The sequence below is a fragment of the Streptomyces sp. FIT100 genome (genome assembly GCF_024584805.1).
Taxonomy (GTDB): domain Bacteria; phylum Actinomycetota; class Actinomycetes; order Streptomycetales; family Streptomycetaceae; genus Streptomyces.
Genome location: NZ_CP075715.1, coordinates 7,253,784 through 7,271,470, shown reverse-complemented (window position 1 = coordinate 7,271,470; position 17,687 = coordinate 7,253,784). Strand labels below are relative to the sequence as shown.

Below are 17,687 nucleotides of genomic sequence, written 5' to 3'. Positions count from 1 at the left end.
CGACCCCTTCAGGCCCGACGCCTCCGCGCCGGGCCGTACCGCGCTCCTCGGGCGGTGCCGCGCTACGTCGCCCGCGCTACGTCGCGGCCTCGGGCCAGCCGTACGGCACCCCGCCCTCGGGCCCCGCCCCGATGCTCTCCAGCTCGCGGTTGGCCACACGCATCAGCTGGGTCGCGAGGTCCTTCATCGCGCGGCTCGCGGCGAGTTCGTCACCGATCTCGGGGACGTCGACGTCCTGCGGGTTGCATCGGGCGACCCCGTGCCCCGTGTAGGTCGTGGCACCGGTGTCCAGGACCGCCTGCGCCCGCGTGGTGCCGTCCTCCTCGACGAGCACCAGGCCGACCTGCCACTCCACCGTCCGCGTCATGGCGTACCTCCTCAGCCGCGCCCCGTGCGGGCGGTGTCGCCGCCCGTGGGGCCCTGCCATCCAGGATCCCTCCGGGCGGCGTCGTCCGCGTCCCGAACGAGGCGCCGGGCTCCGTGCCTGCCCGGGCGCCCGCGCCGCCGGTCCGCCGGTCCGCCGACCCAGGGGATGCCCCCGCCAGCGCTACCGCAGCGGATACGCGTCTGTCCGCAGCGGCGGCAGGCTGAGGTGCTCCAGATCGGGCGGCGCAGGGGTGGACAGCGGCCACAGGGGTGCGGCCTCCCCGTCGGCGGCTGCGGCCGGGGCGTCGGTCAGACGCATGCGCTCGCGCAGGCGCCCGTAGAAGTCCGTGGGCCCGAGCCTGACGGCGCGCAGCGGGCGCGGTGCCGCGTAGACGCCGATCCACTCACCGGGCCGCAGGACGCCGCGCAGCTGGCCGTCGAGGCTCACCGCCGCGAGGCCCGAGCGTTCCAGGAGGCGCAGGGCGATGGGTTCGTCGGGGGCGGCGACGACGGAGCGGTTGAAGGCCATGTGGGGGGCGACGGGCGTGAAGACCAGCGCCTCGGCGCGCGGCGAGATGACCGGTCCGCCGGCGGCGAAGCTGTAGGCGGTCGAGCCGGTGGGGGTGGCCACCATGAGCGCGTCGGCGGAGTACGCGGCCAGGAGCCGGCCTGCGAGGTAGACGCCGACCGACACCTGGTGGTCCCGCGTCAGCTTCTCCAGGACGACGTCGTTGAGCGCGGTCGCGTCCAGGGCGATGCCCCAGCCCCCGCCCGTCTTGCATTCCGGGCGGACGCAGGGCGGCGGCAGGAGCGGGCCGCGGCCGTAGCGCATCAGGGCTTCCATGTCCTCGGGCAGCTCCAGGGGGCAGGAGGCGCGCATGGCGAGGAGCATGCGGTGCTCCGCGGTGACGCGTTCCTCGTGGACGGCGTCCAGTGCCAGGCGCACGTCCTGGACGGGCACTTCGGTCAGGAAGCCCACGCGGCCGAGGTCGACGCCGAGCACGAGGGCGTCGTTCTGGGCGGCCAGGCGGGCGCCGCGCAGGAACGTGCCGTCCCCTCCCAGGGTGACGATGAGGTCGGGGTCGCCCGCGGCGTCGAGCTCCTCCTGGGCCCCGTGGCGCTGCTCGCCCCTGCGCCACACGTCGATGTCCGTGCAGCGGACGTCGTGGGTCTCGCACCAGTCCCGCACCACACGGGCCGCTGCGAGGGCTTCCGGACGCCCTTCGTGGACGACGAGTCCGACTCGTGCCACTGACATGTCTGCCTCCTCGCCCCCGTGCGCCGGCGGGCCTCAGTGCAGCAGCCGCTCCCAGTCGGCGGGGACGGCGCCCGCAGGTCCGGGCACCGGCTGCGAGAGCGGATGGGACTGCGGCTCGGCGAGGTCCGGGCCGCCTTCGAGGTACTCCTCCGTGCGCGTGTTCCAGAACCAGTTCTCGCCGGGCTCGAAACTGGTGAGGAACGGGTGGCCCGACTCGTTGGCATGCCGCGTGGCGTGCTGCCCCGGCGAGGAGTCGCAGCAGCCGATGTGACCGCACTCGGCGCACCGCCTCAGGTGAAACCACCAGCCCGTTCCCTCGCTCGCGAGGCATTCCGTGCAGCCGTCGCCGCTGGGCCGTGCGGCCGGGTTGATCCCGGGGATCCGTTCACGTGCCATGGCTGTGCTCCTCGCTCGTGGTTCGCCCCCCCGTGGTCCCGTACTCTTCACTCTTCCTCTTCGGACTCACTCCTCAGGCTCTCCCTGGGGCACTACTGATCGCCAGTCGCCTCCCTGGGAGCGAACGGGAGCGAGACGCGGAACCGTGTGTCGCCGGGGTGGGACTCGACGCGGATGTCGCCGCCGTGCTTGTTCACGACGATCCGGTACGAGATGTCCAGGCCCAGGCCGGTGCCCTGGCCGACCGGCTTGGTGGTGAAGAACGGCTCGAAGATGCGGGGCCGGACGTCGGGATCGATGCCGGTTCCGGTGTCCCTGATCTCCACGTACGCGTGGCAGTCGTCGTGCGAGGTGGCGAGGGTCAGGGTGCCGCTGCCGTCCATCGCGGACAGCGCGTTGTCGATGAGGTTGGTCCACACCTGGTTGAGTTCGGCGCCGTAGGCGGGGACGGGCGGCAGGCCGGGGTCGTACTCCTTGACGACACGCACGTCCGCGGGGAACTTGGCGCGGAGGATGACGAGGGTGGCGTCGAGGAGTTCGTGGATGTCGACGGGCTGCTGGGCGGTGCGGTCGAGCTGGGAGTACTGGCGGGCGGCGTCGACCAGTCCGGAGATGCGCCGGACCGCGTCCTCGATCTCGCCCATGAGCATCTCGGTGTCCACGGTGTACATCAGCCAGCCGATCGCGGCCCGGCGGTTGTCATCGGAGAGCCCGTCCGTGGCGTCGGCCAGCCACGCGGCGTCGATACCGCCCGCGACCAGGACGGGAGCGATGTCCCAGGCCCGGTCGAGACCCGCCTCCTCCAGCCACTCGCCGAGTTCGTCCTCGGCGTCGGCGCTCTCGATCGCCGACAGCTGGAGTGCGTCGGCGGCCCGCCGCACCGCGGCGTCCTGCATCTCGACGAGTTGGTGCAGCCGGGTGCCGTCCACGCGGCCGTCCGCGACGAGCGCGAGCTTGTGCCGCATTCCGGTCACGCGGTCGCGCAGCGTCTGCGTGGCGCGTACCGCGGCGGCCGCGGGGTTGTTCAGCTCGTGGGTCAGTCCCGCGGTCAGTGAGCCGAGGGCGACGAGCCGCTCGCGCTCGCCGATGATGATGTTACTCGCCTGCGTCCCCAGGAACAGCCCTTCGAGCAGGTGCAGCGCCATCGGGAACCAGGTCCGTACGGCGGTGGCGAACTTCACCGCGGGCAGCACGAACAGCTCGACGTCGGTGACCGCGAGCATCGTGCTGGAGTACACCTGGTCGACGCGGTCTCCCAGATACGCCTGCGACGCGCCCCCGTAGGCGCCCCGCTGGTCGGTGCGGGTCAGCTCGATGTCGTCGCCGTGGAGCCGGCGGCTGAGGATGATGGTGCCGCTGAGCAGGACGAAGAAGCACGTCGCGTTCTCGCCCTGCGAGTAGACCGCCTCCGATGCCTTGCGCGACTCGACGCGCCCGCATTCGGCCAGCCAGGACAACTGGTCGTCGTCGAGCGCCTCGAAGAGGAAGAGGGTGCGCAGTTCGTCCGGGCCGAGCCGCTGGACCGGTGTGACCTCGGGGGTGGTCATTGCGCCTCCAGATAGCGGTGCACCAGGGTGATCGCCATGGCGCCCTCGCCCACCGCGGACGCGACCCGCTTGACCGACTCGGCGCGCACGTCCCCTGCGGCGAAGACCCCGGGCACGCTGGTCTCCAGGTGGTACGGGGCGCGCACCAGCGGCCACCGGGCGGAGCGCGATCCCGCCTCCGGCAGGTCCGGGCCGGTGAGGACGAAGCCGCGCCCGTCCCTCGCGACCACCCCGTCCAGCCACTGGGTCTGCGGCTCCGCCCCGATGAACACGAACAGCCAGGACGCGTCGACCGTCGTCGGCTCACCGCTGCGGTTGTCGCGCAGCGTCAGCTGCTGCAGGTGCTTCTCGCCGTCGCCCGCCGCCACTTCCGTGTACGGATGGACCTCGATGGTGGGGACGGCCTCGATCTGCTGGATCAGGTAGTGGGACGTCGAGTGGGTGAGGTCGGCCCCGCGGACCAGCAGATGGACGCGCGAGGCGTAGCGGGAGAAGAAGACGGCGGCCTGGGCGGCGGAGTTGGCGCCTCCGACGATGTACACGTCGTCGCCCCGGCAGCCGGCCGCCTCGAAGGACGCCGAGCCGTAGAAGACCCCGGCGCCCGCGAAGGAGTCCAGGTTCGCCCCCGTGAGCCTGCGGTAGGAGACCCCGGTGGCGAGGACGACGGTGTGCGCGCCGATCGAGGCGCCGCCGCCGAACCGCAGCACGCGCCCCGCCCCCGCCGCCTCCAGCGCCACCACCTCGGTCGCGCTGAGGATCTCGGTGCCGAAGCGGGCTGCCTGCCGCCGGGCCCGTTCGGTCAGCTGGGCTCCGGAGACACCGTCGGGAAAGCCCAGGTAGTTCTCGATACGGCTGCTCTGTCCCGCCTGTCCGCCGGTCGCGCTGCGCTCGACGAGGACCGTGCGCAGGCCCTCGGACGCGGCGTACACGGCCGCCCCGAGCCCGGCGGGGCCGGCGCCGATGACGGCGACGTCGTAGAAGTCGGCGGCCGGGCTGGTCCGCAGGCCGACCCGCTCCGCGAGCTCCGTCTCGGTGGGGGCGAGGAGCACCTTGCCGTCGGCCGTGATCACCAGGGGTACGTCGGCGGCGGTGACGCCTGCCGCCTCCAGCAGCTGGGCCCCCTCGGGCTCGTCGGCGGCGATCCACCGGTACGGGACGAGATTGCGCGCGAGGAACTCCCGTACGGCGAACGAGGGGGCCGACCAGCGGTGCCCGACGATCCGCGTCTCGGCGGCCCCCGGGTCGGGCGCCGTCTCCCAGAGCTCCAGCAGCATGTCCAGGACGGGGTAGAGCTTCTCCTCCGGAGGGCTCCACGGTTTGAGGAGGTAGTGGTCGACGTCCACGACGTTGATCGCGTCGATGGCCGCCCCGGTGTCGGCGTACGCGGTCAGCAGCACACGGCGGGCCAGGGGGAAGAGGTCCATCGCCGCTTCGAGGAACTGCACGCCGTTCATCGCGGGCATGCGGTAGTCGGCGATCATCACGGCGAGCGGCTCGCCGCGCAGCTTGACCTCGCGCAGGGCTTCGAGGGCCTCCTCGCCCGAGGGGGCGCGAAGCACCCGGAACCGGTCGCCGTAGCGGCGCCGCAGGTCACGGGCGATGGCCCGGGACACACCGGGATCGTCGTCGACGGTCAGAATCGCCGGCTTCGACATCACCTCATCATGCGCCCGCTCCGCCCGGTCCGCCCACCGGGCGGGCCACCGGGCGGCCCACCGGGCCCCGTCGTGCCCCGTCGGGCCCCGTCGGGCTGGGGTGGGCCGGGCGGACGGGCTTGTGGCAGGGGCGGCAGGATTCGAACCTGCGGCGTGCGGGTTTGGAGTCCGCTGCTCTGGCCGGGCTGAGCTACACCCCTTCGATGCAGCTCACCCTGGCAGGGAAGGCACCGACGGCGCCACGGAGTTTCTCCGGACCGAAGCCCGGCTCAAGGGCCATACGCGGACATGTCCGAGGACGGCGCGCGGAGGGGGACGGCGACCGTGCTGGTGGCGTCCGGTGCGGATGCGGTCGACCGCCTCCACCACGAGCGGCGCGGTGACGGCGTAGCTGTCCCGGCCCCACGCGACTGCGCGCCGTTGCCTGCCGCCGGAGCGCACGACGACGTCGACGAGGAAGGTCTGCGCGGACCGCCCGTGCTCGTCTGCCGCGGCCGGTGTCCGGGTGTCCGGGTGTCCGAGGAGGAGACCCGGCCGCTGACCGTGGAGGACCTGGGGCGCCACTTCAGGTCGGTGACCCGGACGTCGCCGCTGCCACGGCTGCCGACTCAACGGATCCGCCATGCCCAGGAGTTGCTGGAGACCACTGACAACAGCGTCGACGTCATCGCGGCGGCCAGCGGCAAGGGCACGGCCACGACGCTGCGCCGGCACCCCAACCTCGCGGTCGGCGTACCCCGGACACGTACCACCTCGCCTTCCGCTCGCGGCCTCTCACCGGCCCGGACGACAGCGGGAACGACTCCAACGCCCGTAGCCGGTGGCCCATTCCACGGGGTGACAGGCGCCGCGCGATCCCCCGCAGCGCGAGCGCATCACGATATGGGGTAAGGAAAAGGTAAAAGCTGCTGATAGTGTCATCGAATCGTCAGATTCGACCTGTTTGAGGACTTCGTATGACCATGCCCGCTCCGCCCGGCGATCAGAATCCTGTGGACCAGAATCCTGTGGACCAGGAGTCGGCCGCCCAGGATCCGTGGAGTCCCCGGCCGTCGGACCCGGCCGCCGCTCCGCACTGGCCGTCGCACCCGATGCCGGCGCCGCAGCCCCACAACGGCATGGGTGTCACGGCCCTGGTGCTCGGCATCGTCGGCGTGGTCCTGGGTCTGGTCGTCGTCCTGTTCTGGATGTCCTGGCTGCCCGCCCTGCTGGCCGTGGTCTTCGGCCTCGTCGGACTGAGCCACGCGCGCAAGGGGCTGGCCACCAACAGGGCGATGGCACTGGCCGGTGTGGCCTTGGGCGTGGCCGGTCTGCTCTTCGCCGTCGGCGGTGGGGTGTTCGCGGTGCTGACGGTGAAGCAGGTCGCCGAGGACGCTCGTGCCGAGGCCGACGCGGTGGAGGCGTCGGCGTCCGCGGAGGCCGAGAGGGAGAAGGCGGAGGAGAAGGCCCGGCACCTGTCGTTCGGTGAGGCGTACACGTTCGGGAACGGTCTGAAGGTCTCGGTGGCCAAGCCTCAGCCGTTCGTCCCGGACGACTTCGTACTCGGCCACGCGAAGGGGAACAAGGCCGTCGAGGTGACGGTCACCGTCGTCAACACCGGCAAGGAGCGGCTGTCGGTCGAGACGGGCCTGCCGAACGTCAACGACGCCAACGGGGCTTCCACGGAACTGGTGATCGACGGAAGCGGACGCCAGAAGGTCATCACCGGCTACGTCCTCCCCGGCAAGCAGGCCATCGGCAAGTACGCCTTCTCGCTGCCGCCCGACGCGGCGGACAGCATCGAGGTCGAGTTCAGCCCCGACGCGGAGCGATGGGCGGACGCCTACTGGTCCGGACCGAACTGATCCGGCGCGCCGGGCGGTAACTCGGCCGGTGGCGGCGCCGTTCCCCGGAGGGCGTAAGGGGCAGCGTGGTGCGGCGAAGCCCCGGCCGGTGCATCACCGAGCCGGGGCTTTCCGTGCATCTACAAACGGTCCAGCATCCCTTCGCGAGGCGTCACCACGGCCAGCCGCTCGGGGTGGCGGGAAGTCCACTGCCCAGGACCGGACTCCGGCCGCAGCACCCAGACGGCGCCGCCGCGCACGTCCGTGACGACACCGTGCCGGTCGGCGTCCTCGTCGTGGATCAGGTCGCCCACCCGTGGCTTCCGTTCGCCGCTCACGCTCCCCCACCGCCATGCAGCTCCGCCCACACCCGTTTACCCCATGGCAGCAGTTCGGTGCCCCAGCGATCGGCCAGCTCATTCACGAGCGCGAGGCCACGCCCGCCCTCGTCCTCGTCGCCCGACGTTCTGGGCGCAGGGGGCACCTTCGAGAAGTCCACAACACCGATGCAGACCTGGACCGCCCCGGGCCGATCGATGGTGAGCCGGATGGATTCCCTCCGAGCGTGCCGGACGGCGTTGGACACAAGCTCGGAGACGATGAGAGCACCGTCGTCGGCCAGGTCGTCCAGACCCCAGACGACGAGCGCGACGCGCACTAAGCGGCGCGCGGCGGCGGCGCTCTCCGGCTCACGCGGCAGGGTCTCGCTGTACCCGGGACAGCCGGTAGGACGCGCCTGCGTTGTAGGTTGCGGCATGTCGGTCTGCTCTCTCAGATCGGCCAAGCCCCGGGGCCGTTCGCGCGGTCGCCGGGGCACTGTCCTCTCATGCAAGCGAAAGGCCAGGGACGCCGACAGGGGCGCAACGTCCCACTTTCAGCACGCTATTCGCTGACTCCCAGGAACTCCGCCAACGGCCTGAGTCCCGATGGGTGATTGGGGAGTGCCCACAGGTCGCGCACGATCGCCACTGCCAACGTGTGGTGCTGCATCCACGTCGGCGCCACCCGGCGCAGGGACTCCAGGGTCTTCACCGCCCCGGCAGCATCCCCGATGTCCGTGTGGGCTCGGGCCACGTCCAGCAGAAGCCACGTCCGCCACGACGGCGGAGTGTCCTTGCTCAGCCTCATACCCTTGGCCAGCGTCAAGGCGTCCTGCGGGTGCCCGTACTGAACAGCGAGCCGGACACGTTCGATACGGACCGATGATGGGCTGAAGACGCTGACCATGCGGTTGTCGCCGCCCTCGGGCATCTTCGAGACTCGGGCGGCTTCCTTCTCCGCCGTCTCCATCATTGTCGCCGCGCGCTCGTAGTCGCCGCTCCTCGCGGCCGAGGTGGCGGCGCTCATCGTCAACGCGCCCCACACCTTCAGGCCATCGGCAGTCTCGACTCGGCCTGCGGTCGCCAGGTCGTCGGCGACTCGAAGCGCGATGCTCAACGCGTCCTCCAGCCGACCCTGCCGCTGGTACGTCCACGCTGTGGAGTTGACGATCATCGGCAGAAGCAGCGGGTCAGAGGACTGTCCTGCAGCGTCTATCGCGCGCTCCAGACTCGTCAGGGCCAGGTCCGTCTTGCCCATGCGCACGGCGACGTGTCCGGCGAGCTGAAGTGCCTTGCCCAGGGCTGCGAAACCGGCCCTGCGGTCGTCGTCGTCACCCGAGGCCGTGGCGGTGCGCGCGTCCGCGATCAAGTCCGGCAGTGCCTTCATCACCGTGTCGAACTCAGCGGCGTGGTACTGCGTCCAACCGTCCGCGATCTGCTCGCGCAGACGTTCCAACGAGAAGCCAGGCCCTGGTGGCTCCGGCTCCGGCCCCCAGAGCGCGGGCATGATGGCGCGGCGCACGGCCACGAAGCGCGGTCCGTCGTTCTCGCCTGTCGAGGAGACCGCAGGCGGATCACCGAGAAGCGTGGTCAGCTCCACGCCGAGACCGTTCGCCAGTGCGTGCAGCGTGGGGAGGCGTGCCGAGTGCTTACGCCGTTGTTCGAGCTGGCGGATCACATCAACTGACACGCCGGAACGCTCGGCCAGCTCTTCCTGCGTCAGGGCTGCCAGACGGCGCAAGCGCCGCAGGGTCCGCCCCAGGTCTTCGTTCGCCACGCTGCCACCGTACGCTGCCACGCTTCGTCAGCAGCTCGGAAGCTTGCCGGAGCAACGTGGGACCAGGCCGGGCGAACAACACCGCGCCTGAGGCGGGCCGGGCACAGCGATCTGTCTTTCCCCCAACGTGCGCTCCGACCCCCTGTCGTTGCGGACGGCGTCGGAGACGTTGGACGTGCTCTGGCCTTGCTCAACAGAGCCTGAGAGAAATTGGGAGACGACGGCCTCCAAAAATGGTCAAAGGCCCTGCCTCACCGAAGTGAAACAAGGCCCTGACCTGGGCTCGGAAGCCCTCCTACCACGTCGGGACGACAGGATTTGAACCTGCGACCCCTTGACCCCCAGTCAAGTGCGCTACCAAGCTGCGCCACGTCCCGATGCGCGGACCGTCGGGGCGATGCCCCGGCCGAGCGCGCAAGAGAACATTACCGCACTCCGCGGACGTGTCGGGCGCGCGGGGCCGCTCGGCGCGGGCGCCGCACGGGGTGATGCCGCAGGTGGGGGCCGGGGGGCGAGGCGACCGGGGCGGCGCGGGTGGCGGACGCCCGTCTGACAACGCCGTGCGGGTCGGTGACAATCGGGGGCGTGGACAGCACGCCGAGGGACCGTGACGCCGAGGGACGGGCGCGCAGTGCGCGCCCGCGTGACGGGCTCGGGCGCCCCCTTCCGTACGGGGAGGAGGGCGTGGCCCGGCAGCCCGAGGGTGTGGTGCGTTCGCCCGACGAGACTCTGGTGGAGGCGCAGCGGCTGCTCGACTCCGGTATGCCCTTCCACGCGCACGAGGTGCTGGAGGACGCCTGGAAGTCCGGTCCGGACGAGGAACGCGGCCTGTGGCGGGGGCTGGCGCAGCTCGCGGTGGGGCTGACGCACGCCGCCCGGGGCAACGCGACGGGCGGTGCGGCGCTGCTGTCGCGCGGCGCGGAGTCGATCGCACCGTACGCGGCGGAGCGGCCGTACGGCATCGACGCCGACGGGCTGACCCGGTGGGCGGGCGAGCTGGCCGGGGAGCTGCGACGGGAGGGCGCGGCGGTTCCGGCGGCGGACCGGGCGCCGCGGCTGCGGGCCCGGACATCACCCCCAGGGCTGAATCAGGGCGATGGCGGCGGCTGAAGTACAACCAGCCGGACGTGTGGCGCGTCGGTACTGATACCGGGCACGAGGCCCGGTTCCGGGCACACTTGCCCCGACCCCACGGAACGGAGACCGGCATGCACTCCGCCGCAGCAGCACTGGCCGTCGCTTCCGCACTGATCGCCGCGACGGCGGCGCCCGCCGCATCGGCCGCGCCCGCACAATCCGTACCCTCACAACCCGTACCTGCGCCGTCCGTAGCGGCGCAGTCCGAACCGGCAGGGCAAACAGCCGCGAAGGCGCGCCCCGCGTTCCTGGAGCCGGGGGACCTGCCGCCGTACCTCTCGTCCCCGTGGACCGCGGAGCCCGTCACGGCGGGCGTTCCCGACCCGCTGCCGTTCTGCGTCGGCGAGGCGCTCCCGGCGTCCATCGCCCGTCACCGCGTCTTCCGTACGGATCTCGACGCGGGGGCCACCCAGACCACGGTCGTGGAGCGCGATCCGGCGCGGGCGCGGGCGCTCGCGGCGCTGTGGACACGGGCGGTGCGCGACTGCCCGGGGCGGACCGAGCAGCAGAATCCGGACATCACGGCCGAGGGCAGGGACTACGGGCGGGTGGCGGTCGGCGACGGCGCGCAGGTGTACGGGGTGCATGTCGCGCACAGCGCCGGGAGCAGCAACATCCACCTGTTCGCCGTGGGCCGCGACGGACGCACCGTCACCGTCGTGACCTGGGGCGCTCTGGGCGGTTTCGAGGACGCTCCGGTCACGGGGTTCCGCAGGACGGCCCGTACGGCGGTCGGGAAGCTCGCCTGACCCCACGAGCCCGGGCCGGGCGGGGCGGGGCGGTCAGCCGATGTGGAAGAGCGGACCGGTGAGCGTCAGGCCGAGGTCGTGGCCCGCGTACGAGAAGAACGCGAGCAGCATCAGGGCAGCGCCGCCGAGCCCCACGTCCTTCAGGAACATGATCGTCTCCGTCTGGCGGGCCCCCGGGTCGGTCTCCTTCCAGAAGTCGTGCATCAGGACGGCGGTCGGGAAGAGGAAGGCGGCGAGCAGCAGCGCGCCCAGGTCGGCCCAGATGCCGAGCAGCACGCTCAGCCCGCCGGCGATGAGCACCAGGCCGCTCAGGACGGTCGCCGCGACGGGGGCGGGGATGCCCTTCGAGGCCGCGTATCCCCCCATCGCCTTGCTCTGGACGAGGTGCTGGACGCCCGAGGGCAGGAACACCAGCACGAACAGGATCCGTCCGATCAGCACCAGGACATCCATCGCGGCCTCCCGGGAAGCGGAGCCAACAGCTCCTTACATTTTCCCACTTCCCTTTTCCACCGCGCCCGAAGCGGGGCAAGGGCCGGCAGGGGAACTCCTCGGACAGGGAAGCCCTCGGGCAGGGGAGCTCCTCGGGGTGACAAGGGTTTTCCCCGTATCGGGTTCACCTCGCGGTTCCCTACTGTCTGCCGCACCGGCGATTCACGGTTCCGACATTCCCTTGTCAGGTGCATGTTAACACCATGTTTCGTCCGGCGGCGGCTCTTGACCAGGGGCCGTCGCGCCGGCGGCGGCGCATGGGCGTACCCAACCCGGGGAACCACGGACCGCACCCCCACAGCGGACCGCGGTTCCCGCGCCGCCCGCCCGCGCTCCGCTGCGTTGTGAAAGGGAACACCTTGAACGGTTCCGGACGGAGACTCATATCCGTCGTGGCCTCGACCGCCACCATCCTTGGCGTCGCCGCCACCTCCGCCGTGGCGCTCGCCGCCGCCCCGGCGGGCCCCTCGCCGAAGCCCGCTCCGGCTTCGCAGGCGATGACCGCACCGCCGGCCGCGCCGGTCGAGAAGGTCATCGTCACCTACAAGTCCAAGGCGGCCGAGGCGAGTTCGAACGCCGCGGCCAGGAACGACGCCACGGCCAAGGGCGGAGAGACCGGCGAGAGCCTGTCCTTCGAGCGCCGGCTCGCCGGCGGCGCCGCCCTCGTCGACCTCGGGGGCGAAGCGTCCCGGCAGGACCTCGCCGAGGTCCTGGACGCCTTCCGCGCCGACTCCTCGGTGGCCTCCGTGGAGCCCGACATCCGCGCGTACGCGATGGCGGCCACCCCGAACGACACCGAGTACGCCAAGCAGTGGGACCTCTTCGAGGCCACCGGCGGCATGAACGTCCCCGGCGCCTGGGACAAGACCACCGGCAGCGGAGTCACCGTCGCCGTGATCGACACCGGCTACGCCGCCCACTCGGACCTGGCCGGCAACGTCGTCTCCGGCTACGACTTCATCTCCACCTCCGCGGACGCGCGCGACGGCAACGGCCGTGACGCCGACGCCAAGGACGAGGGCGACTGGAACGCCACCGACGGGGAGTGCGGCGCCGGCTCGAAGGCGTCCAGCTCCTCCTGGCACGGCACGCACGTGGCGGGCACCATCGCGGCGACGACCCACAACGCCAAGGGCGTCGCGGGCATCGCGTACGGCGCGAAGATCCAGCCGGTACGGGTCCTCGGCAAGTGCGGCGGCTCGTCCTCGGACATCGCCGACGCGATCACCTGGGCGTCCGGCGGCAGCGTTCCGGGCATCACGGCGAACCCGACCCCGGCGAGGGTCATCAACCTGAGTCTCGGCGGCGCCAGCTCCACCTGCCCGAGCGTGTACCAGAACGCCATCAACGGTGCGGTGTCGCGCGGGACGACGGTCGTCGTCGCGGCGGGCAACAGCAACGCCAACGCGTCCGGCTTCACCCCCGCCAACTGTGCCAACATCATCAACGTGGCGTCGACCAGCCGCGAGGGGAACCGTTCCTTCTACTCCAACTACGGCAGCATCGTCGATGTCGCGGCGCCCGGCGGCGAGACCCGTCGCGCGACCGACACGCCCGGCACCGTCACGACCCCCGAGAACGGCATCCTCTCCACGCTGAACGCGGGCACGACGACCCAGGCTGCCGAGAACTACAAGCCCTACCAGGGCACGTCGATGGCCGCCCCGCACATCGCCGGCCTCGCCGCGCTGCTGGAGTCCGCCAAGCCGGCGCTGACCCCGGCCGACATCGAGTCCGCGATCAAGGCCAACGCCCGTCCGCTGCCGGGCACCTGCACGGGCGGCTGCGGCGCCGGCATCGCCGACGCGGCCAGGACCGTGAACGCCGCCACCGGCACGACGCCCGGCGGCACGACCTTCACCAACGGGACGGACATCGCGATCGGCGACAACACGACCGTCTCCTCCGCGATCGCCGTCACCGGCCGCACCGGCAACGCCCCCGCCGCCCTCAAGGTCGACGTGGACATCAAGCACAGCTGGCGCGGCGACCTGGTGGTCGACCTGATCGCCCCGGACGGCACCGTGCGGGGCCTCAAGGGGTCGTCGGGGTCGGACAGCGCCGACAACGTCCTCGCGACGTACACGGTCGACGCGTCCAGCGAGGTCGCCAACGGCACATGGACCCTGCGGGTCCGCGACGTGGCCTCGGGTGACACCGGCTACATCGACACCTGGAGTCTCACTTTCTGAGACGGCCAAAACGTGGCAATCCACGCTGGTCAGGGGCGCGTTCGCGGGCTTGTGCCGCGGGCGCGCCCCGCCGTCGTCCCGGTCCAGACCTGTCCGTATGCCGGACACCGGGCCTGGACTGGCGCGAACTGGTTCGTATTCTCTGCTCGAACGGGCAGGGGGCCCGCGCACGCCGGAAGGTGGTGGTGGGTACGTGACGTCCGCGGCATACCGCCCCCTGCGCCCCACGGGCACGGGCGAACCCCCGGCGCCGGTCGGCCGGGCCGACCTCCTCGCCCGCCTCGAACGGGTCCTGGCCTCCCGCGGACGCGCGCTCCTCACCGGCCCCGCCGGCGTCGGCAAGACCGAACTCGCCCTGACCCTCGCCGCCCGCGCCGAGTCCCGTGGCGACACCGTCCTCTGGCTCCCCACTCTCCCCACCGACCGCTCCATCCCCGGTGCAACGGCCGCCGCCCTGGTGGCCGCGGTCCGCGCCCGCGTCTCCTGGCCATGGCCCTGGACGACCGAAGCGGACGCCGGCCCCTCGGACGGCGCGGACAACGCCGGCCCCGCGGACACCGCGGGCGCCGTGGACCGGTCCGGCGCCTTCGGCACACCGGCTGTTCCCGGCCAACAGGGCAGCGGCGAGGCGCAGGTACCGGTCGGCCGGGACGTCGTCCACGGCCGCGCCGGTGACGGTACGACCGGTGGCCCGGGCTCCCGCCACGAGGCCGCCCCCGCAGGCGCCGGGTCGGACACCGCGCCCCCGTCCCCGGCAGCCACCGGCCACAGCGCTCCCGACGGACCCGGCACGAGCCATCGCGCGAACCGTGCCAATATCCCCGGCACACCGGCGGCTGCCGGCCGGCCGGGCGGCGCCGAAGGGCAGCTGGCGGCCGACCGGGGCCACCGTGACGGCCACGGCCCCGCCTGGGAGGCGCTCCCGGGAACACCGGGCGACGGCCTCGGCGCACCGGCCCGGAGCCGCGCGGGCGGCGTCACCGCCGCCGGACTGCCCTTCGGCTCGGCGCCGCCCGCCCGGCCGGGGCACGGCGACGACGCGACCGATCCGTACGGCGAGATGCTCGCCGGGCTGCCCGGCCCCCAGCGGGAGGCCGTCGCGATGCTGTGCCGTGAGGCGGCGGTTCCCGACGGCGGGTGGGATCCGATCGCGCTGCGGCTGGCGCTCGCCCACATCCTGCGGACGCTCGCGGGGCGCTGGCCGGTGCTGCTCGTCGTCGACGGCGTGCAGCGGATGGACGCCGACAGCGCCGATCTCCTCCGGTTCGCGCTGCACCTCGCTCCGGCCGCGCTGCGTGTGATCGCCGTCGAGACCCCGGAGGCGGGCGCGGACACCGCGTACGCGCCGGAGCCGCTGTGGGTCCCGTCGGAGGCGGACGTGCTGAACGTACCTCCGCTGCACGCCGACGAGATCGCCGAACTCCTCATCCACCACCGGCTTCCGTCCCGGATGGCCGGCCGTATCCACAAGGCGAGCGGCGGCAATCCGCGGCTCGCGCTCGCGGTCGGGCGGTCCCTGGCCGACGCCCAGACGCCCGTGCACCACGCGGAGGCGCTGTCGCTGTCGGGGCGTGCCCGGGATCTGGCGCGGCAGCTGCTGGGCGCGGCGCCGACCGCCGTGCGCGGCACGCTGCTGCTCGCGGCGCTCGCCCTGCGGCCGACCGCGTCGCTGATCCGCCGCGCCGGCCGGCCCACCGCGGAGGCCGAGCTCGCGGCGGCGGAGCGGGCCGGGCTGGTGTCGCTCACCGAGGACGGGACGGTCGCGTTCACGGCCGGTCTGCTCCCGTCGACGCTGGTGCACGACGCCTGCTGGACCGAGCGCAGCGAGGGGCACGCGGCGCTGGCGCGGGTCGTGGACGATCCGGTGGAGGAGGTACGGCACCGGGCGCTGGCCACGGACGTCCCGGACGAGAAGCTGGCCTCCGAGGTCGCCGCGGCCGCCGACACCGCGCGGCGGCGCGGCAACAGCGCGCTCGCCGCCGAACTCGCCCTGCTCGCCGCCGAGTCCACGCCCGGCGGGAACGCCGCGCAGCGGATCGCCCGTCTCGTGGACGCCGCCGAGGAGGCGGCCCGCGCGGCCCGCGCCGATCTGGCGATGCGCGCCGCCTCGGACCTGCTGGCCCGTGACGCGTCGCCCGCCGACCGGGTGCGGGCGCGGCTCGCGGTGCTGGACACGGCCGGGCAGGGGCTGACGGGTCTCGACGAGATCTATGCGCACGCCATGGAGGACTCGGAGGGCCACACGGCGCTGCGGGCGGCCGTCCAGCTCCGGCTGGCGGTGAAGTACGTCCTCGCCGACGGCGATCCGGTACGGTCCCGGGCCGCCGCCGTCGAGTCGGCGGCGCTCGCCGGGTCGGTCGGCGACCGGATGACGGCGGTCCGCGCCCTCACCGTCCAGGCGCGGATGGAACGGGTCCTGGGGTCGCCCGGCTCGGAGCGGGTGCTCGCCGAGGCGCGGACACTGGAGCTGGTCGAGCGCCCGCCGGGGATCCGGAACACCGCCCAGATCCTGACGATCCGTCATGCCCTCTTCGACGACCGGCTTACCGACGCCCGCGACCAGCTGGGCGCCCTGCTGCCTCTGGTCGAGCGCCGCGGCACGGTGGAGGACACCATCGAGCTGTTCCGTACCCTCGCGGAGGTCGAGGCCCGGCAGGGCCACTGCTCCGCGGCGCTGGCCCACGCCGAACGGTCGCTCGCGCTGACCCTGGAGGCGGGCCTCTCCCCCGGCCCCGCATGGTTCGCGCTGGCGCTCGCCGAAACGGCGGGCGGGAGCTTCGCCCGCGCCGTCAGCTATGCGCGGCGCAGCGCCCAGGCGTCCGAGGAGGAGGGTGACCACGTCTTCCTCTCCCGCAGTCTGTACGCCCTCGGCCGGGTGCAGCTCGTCACGGGTGACGTGGCGGATGCCCTGGAGACGCTGCGCCGTGTCCGGTCCGGGGAGCGTGCCCAGGCGACGGTCGACCCCTCGGTGCTGCGCTGGCACGAGGAGCTGGCCGAGGCGCTGCTCGCCAACGACGCACCGGAGGAGGCCGCCGCGCTGCTCGCCGGAGTGCGTCCCGTGGCGGAGCGCCTCGGGCGTACGACGGTGCTGCTCGGCTGCGACCGGGCGTACGCTCTGTGGCTTGCGGCGAGCGGCAAGCCCGACGAGGCGGCGGCGCTGCTCACGGACACCGCCGAGGCGTTCGGCGCGGCGGGCCTGCCGCTGGAGCGCGGCCGGGCACTGGTCGCGCTCGCCCGCGTGGAGCGCCGCCGCCGACGCCGGTCGGCGGCGCAGAGCGCGCTCCAGTCCGCGGCCGCGGTCTTCGAGCGGGCGGGCGCGGCGCCCTGGCTGAAGCTCGCCACGGAGACGCAGACCCCGACCCCGGCAGGCGCGCCCGAACCCGCCCCTGCCGCGGGCGGCGGCGCCGCCCTCTCCTCGCTCACGGAGGCGGAGCTGCGCCTCGCACAACTCGTCGGCCGGGGCGCGAGCAACCAGGAGGCGGCGGCCAAGCTCTATCTGAGCGTGAAGACGGTCGAGGCGCGGCTGACGCGCATCTACCAGAAGCTGGACGTCCGTTCGCGCGCCCAGCTGGCGGCGGCGCTGAACGCCTGAACGTCCGGACGCCTGAGCGCCGGGCTTCGGGGCGCGCGCCATCGAAGTGACCGCTGCCTTGCGACGGCCGGCCTCCCTGCCCGAGTGGGTCTCGCGCTGGCTTCGCTGGACGGCAGACCGGCCGTGCTCGCGCATGTCGCGTTCCCCAGGCCGCCGCGCGTGGGCCGGTACGGAGTCGATCCGGACTCCGGGACTCTCGTACTCATCGACGAGTTGGGCAGGATGGAGCTCTCCAGCTCCGCGTTCCGGAAGGCAGTGCGGGGACTGTTCACGGCCGGCATCGACGTCGCCGCGACCGTGCACGCGCACCACGCCCCGTTCACCGACGCCCTCAAGCGGCGTGCCTGCATCGAAGTGGTCCAGGTGACGGCACGGAACCGGGA

General features: G+C 72.9%; 14 protein-coding genes, 2 tRNA genes and 3 pseudogenes. 7 read left to right on the top strand and 12 right to left on the bottom strand.

Annotated elements, in window-relative coordinates; genetic code table 11:
• Nucleotides 1-76 precede the first annotated feature (76 nt).
• From KK483_RS32470 to KK483_RS32440, 7 genes and pseudogenes are all read right to left on the bottom strand, one after another.
• A complete protein-coding gene (locus tag KK483_RS32470; protein ID WP_262008780.1) occupies nt 77-367 on the bottom strand; it encodes a DUF1876 domain-containing protein in 291 nt (96 codons plus the stop codon).
• A gap of 180 nt (nt 368-547) precedes the next feature.
• Complete coding sequence (locus KK483_RS32465) at nt 548-1,624, bottom strand: NAD(+)/NADH kinase (RefSeq protein ID WP_262008779.1); 1,077 nt, start codon at nt 1,622-1,624, stop codon at nt 548-550.
• A gap of 33 nt (nt 1,625-1,657) precedes the next feature.
• On the bottom strand, nt 1,658-2,020 hold the full coding sequence (locus tag KK483_RS32460; protein WP_262008778.1) for a UBP-type zinc finger domain-containing protein: 363 nt from the start codon (nt 2,018-2,020) through the stop codon (nt 1,658-1,660).
• Nucleotides 2,021-2,112: 92 nt separating this feature from the next.
• Complete coding sequence (locus KK483_RS32455) at nt 2,113-3,567, bottom strand: ATP-binding protein (protein ID WP_262008776.1); 1,455 nt, start codon at nt 3,565-3,567, stop codon at nt 2,113-2,115.
• Nucleotides 3,564-5,222, bottom strand: coding sequence for an FAD-dependent oxidoreductase (locus KK483_RS32450; RefSeq protein ID WP_262008774.1), 1,659 nt, complete (start codon nt 5,220-5,222; stop codon nt 3,564-3,566). The genes KK483_RS32455 and KK483_RS32450 overlap by 4 nt, the downstream gene beginning before the upstream one ends.
• Before the next feature lie 122 nt (nt 5,223-5,344).
• Nucleotides 5,345-5,422, bottom strand: a tRNA-Trp gene (locus tag KK483_RS32445).
• Nucleotides 5,423-5,555: 133 nt separating this feature from the next.
• Nucleotides 5,556-5,744: pseudogene (locus tag KK483_RS32440) on the bottom strand (saccharopine dehydrogenase); the annotation flags it as partial.
• Between KK483_RS32440 and KK483_RS35570 the strand changes: the two are divergent.
• Together KK483_RS35570 and KK483_RS32435 are read left to right on the top strand one after the other, a co-directional pair.
• Nucleotides 5,742-6,124: pseudogene (locus KK483_RS35570) on the top strand (hypothetical protein); the annotation flags it as partial. The pseudogenes KK483_RS32440 and KK483_RS35570 overlap by 3 nt on opposite strands.
• A 54-nt stretch (nt 6,125-6,178) precedes the next feature.
• On the top strand, nt 6,179-7,066 hold the full coding sequence (locus KK483_RS32435) for a DUF4190 domain-containing protein (RefSeq protein WP_262008773.1): 888 nt from the start codon (nt 6,179-6,181) through the stop codon (nt 7,064-7,066).
• Between the two features lie 119 nt (nt 7,067-7,185).
• Here KK483_RS32435 and KK483_RS32430 read toward each other — a convergent pair whose 3' ends face one another.
• From KK483_RS32430 to KK483_RS32415, 4 genes are all read right to left on the bottom strand, one after another.
• Nucleotides 7,186-7,383: a hypothetical protein gene (locus KK483_RS32430; RefSeq protein ID WP_262008772.1), complete on the bottom strand. Its 198-nt coding sequence runs from the start codon at nt 7,381-7,383 to the stop codon at nt 7,186-7,188.
• Nucleotides 7,380-7,802 carry an ATP-binding protein gene (locus tag KK483_RS32425; RefSeq protein WP_262009787.1) on the bottom strand — a complete coding sequence of 141 codons (423 nt, stop codon included), beginning with the start codon at nt 7,800-7,802 and terminating at the stop codon, nt 7,380-7,382. Before KK483_RS32425 ends, KK483_RS32430 begins: the two co-directional genes overlap by 4 nt.
• A 125-nt stretch (nt 7,803-7,927) precedes the next feature.
• Nucleotides 7,928-9,142 (bottom strand): helix-turn-helix transcriptional regulator, encoded by a 1,215-nt coding sequence (locus KK483_RS32420; protein WP_262008771.1) that lies wholly within the window; start codon nt 9,140-9,142, stop codon nt 7,928-7,930.
• 303 nt (nt 9,143-9,445) lie between these two features.
• Nucleotides 9,446-9,519 (bottom strand) — tRNA-Pro (locus tag KK483_RS32415).
• 208 nt (nt 9,520-9,727) lie between these two features.
• On the opposite strand from KK483_RS32415, the gene KK483_RS32410 reads away from it, so the two are divergent.
• Entirely contained in the window at nt 9,728-10,252 is a 525-nt protein-coding gene (locus KK483_RS32410) for a DUF309 domain-containing protein (RefSeq protein WP_262008770.1), read from the top strand.
• A gap of 98 nt (nt 10,253-10,350) precedes the next feature.
• Nucleotides 10,351-11,028, top strand: coding sequence for a hypothetical protein (locus KK483_RS32405; protein ID WP_262008769.1), 678 nt, complete (start codon nt 10,351-10,353; stop codon nt 11,026-11,028).
• Between the two features lie 33 nt (nt 11,029-11,061).
• On the opposite strand, the gene KK483_RS32400 is transcribed toward KK483_RS32405, so the two are convergent.
• A complete protein-coding gene (locus tag KK483_RS32400; protein ID WP_262008768.1) occupies nt 11,062-11,481 on the bottom strand; it encodes a DoxX family protein in 420 nt (139 codons plus the stop codon).
• Nucleotides 11,482-12,017: 536 nt separating this feature from the next.
• On the opposite strand from KK483_RS32400, the gene KK483_RS32395 reads away from it, so the two are divergent.
• The 3 genes and pseudogenes from KK483_RS32395 to KK483_RS32385 form a co-directional block, all read left to right on the top strand.
• Nucleotides 12,018-13,712 carry a S8 family serine peptidase gene (locus tag KK483_RS32395; RefSeq protein ID WP_399016256.1) on the top strand — a complete coding sequence of 565 codons (1,695 nt, stop codon included), beginning with the start codon at nt 12,018-12,020 and terminating at the stop codon, nt 13,710-13,712.
• Nucleotides 13,713-13,905: 193 nt separating this feature from the next.
• Nucleotides 13,906-17,304, top strand: coding sequence for a LuxR C-terminal-related transcriptional regulator (locus KK483_RS32390; RefSeq protein WP_262008766.1), 3,399 nt, complete (start codon nt 13,906-13,908; stop codon nt 17,302-17,304).
• Between the two features lie 84 nt (nt 17,305-17,388).
• A pseudogene (locus KK483_RS32385) lies at nt 17,389-17,685 on the top strand (nucleoside-triphosphatase); the annotation flags it as partial.
• Nucleotides 17,686-17,687: the final 2 nt, after the last annotated feature.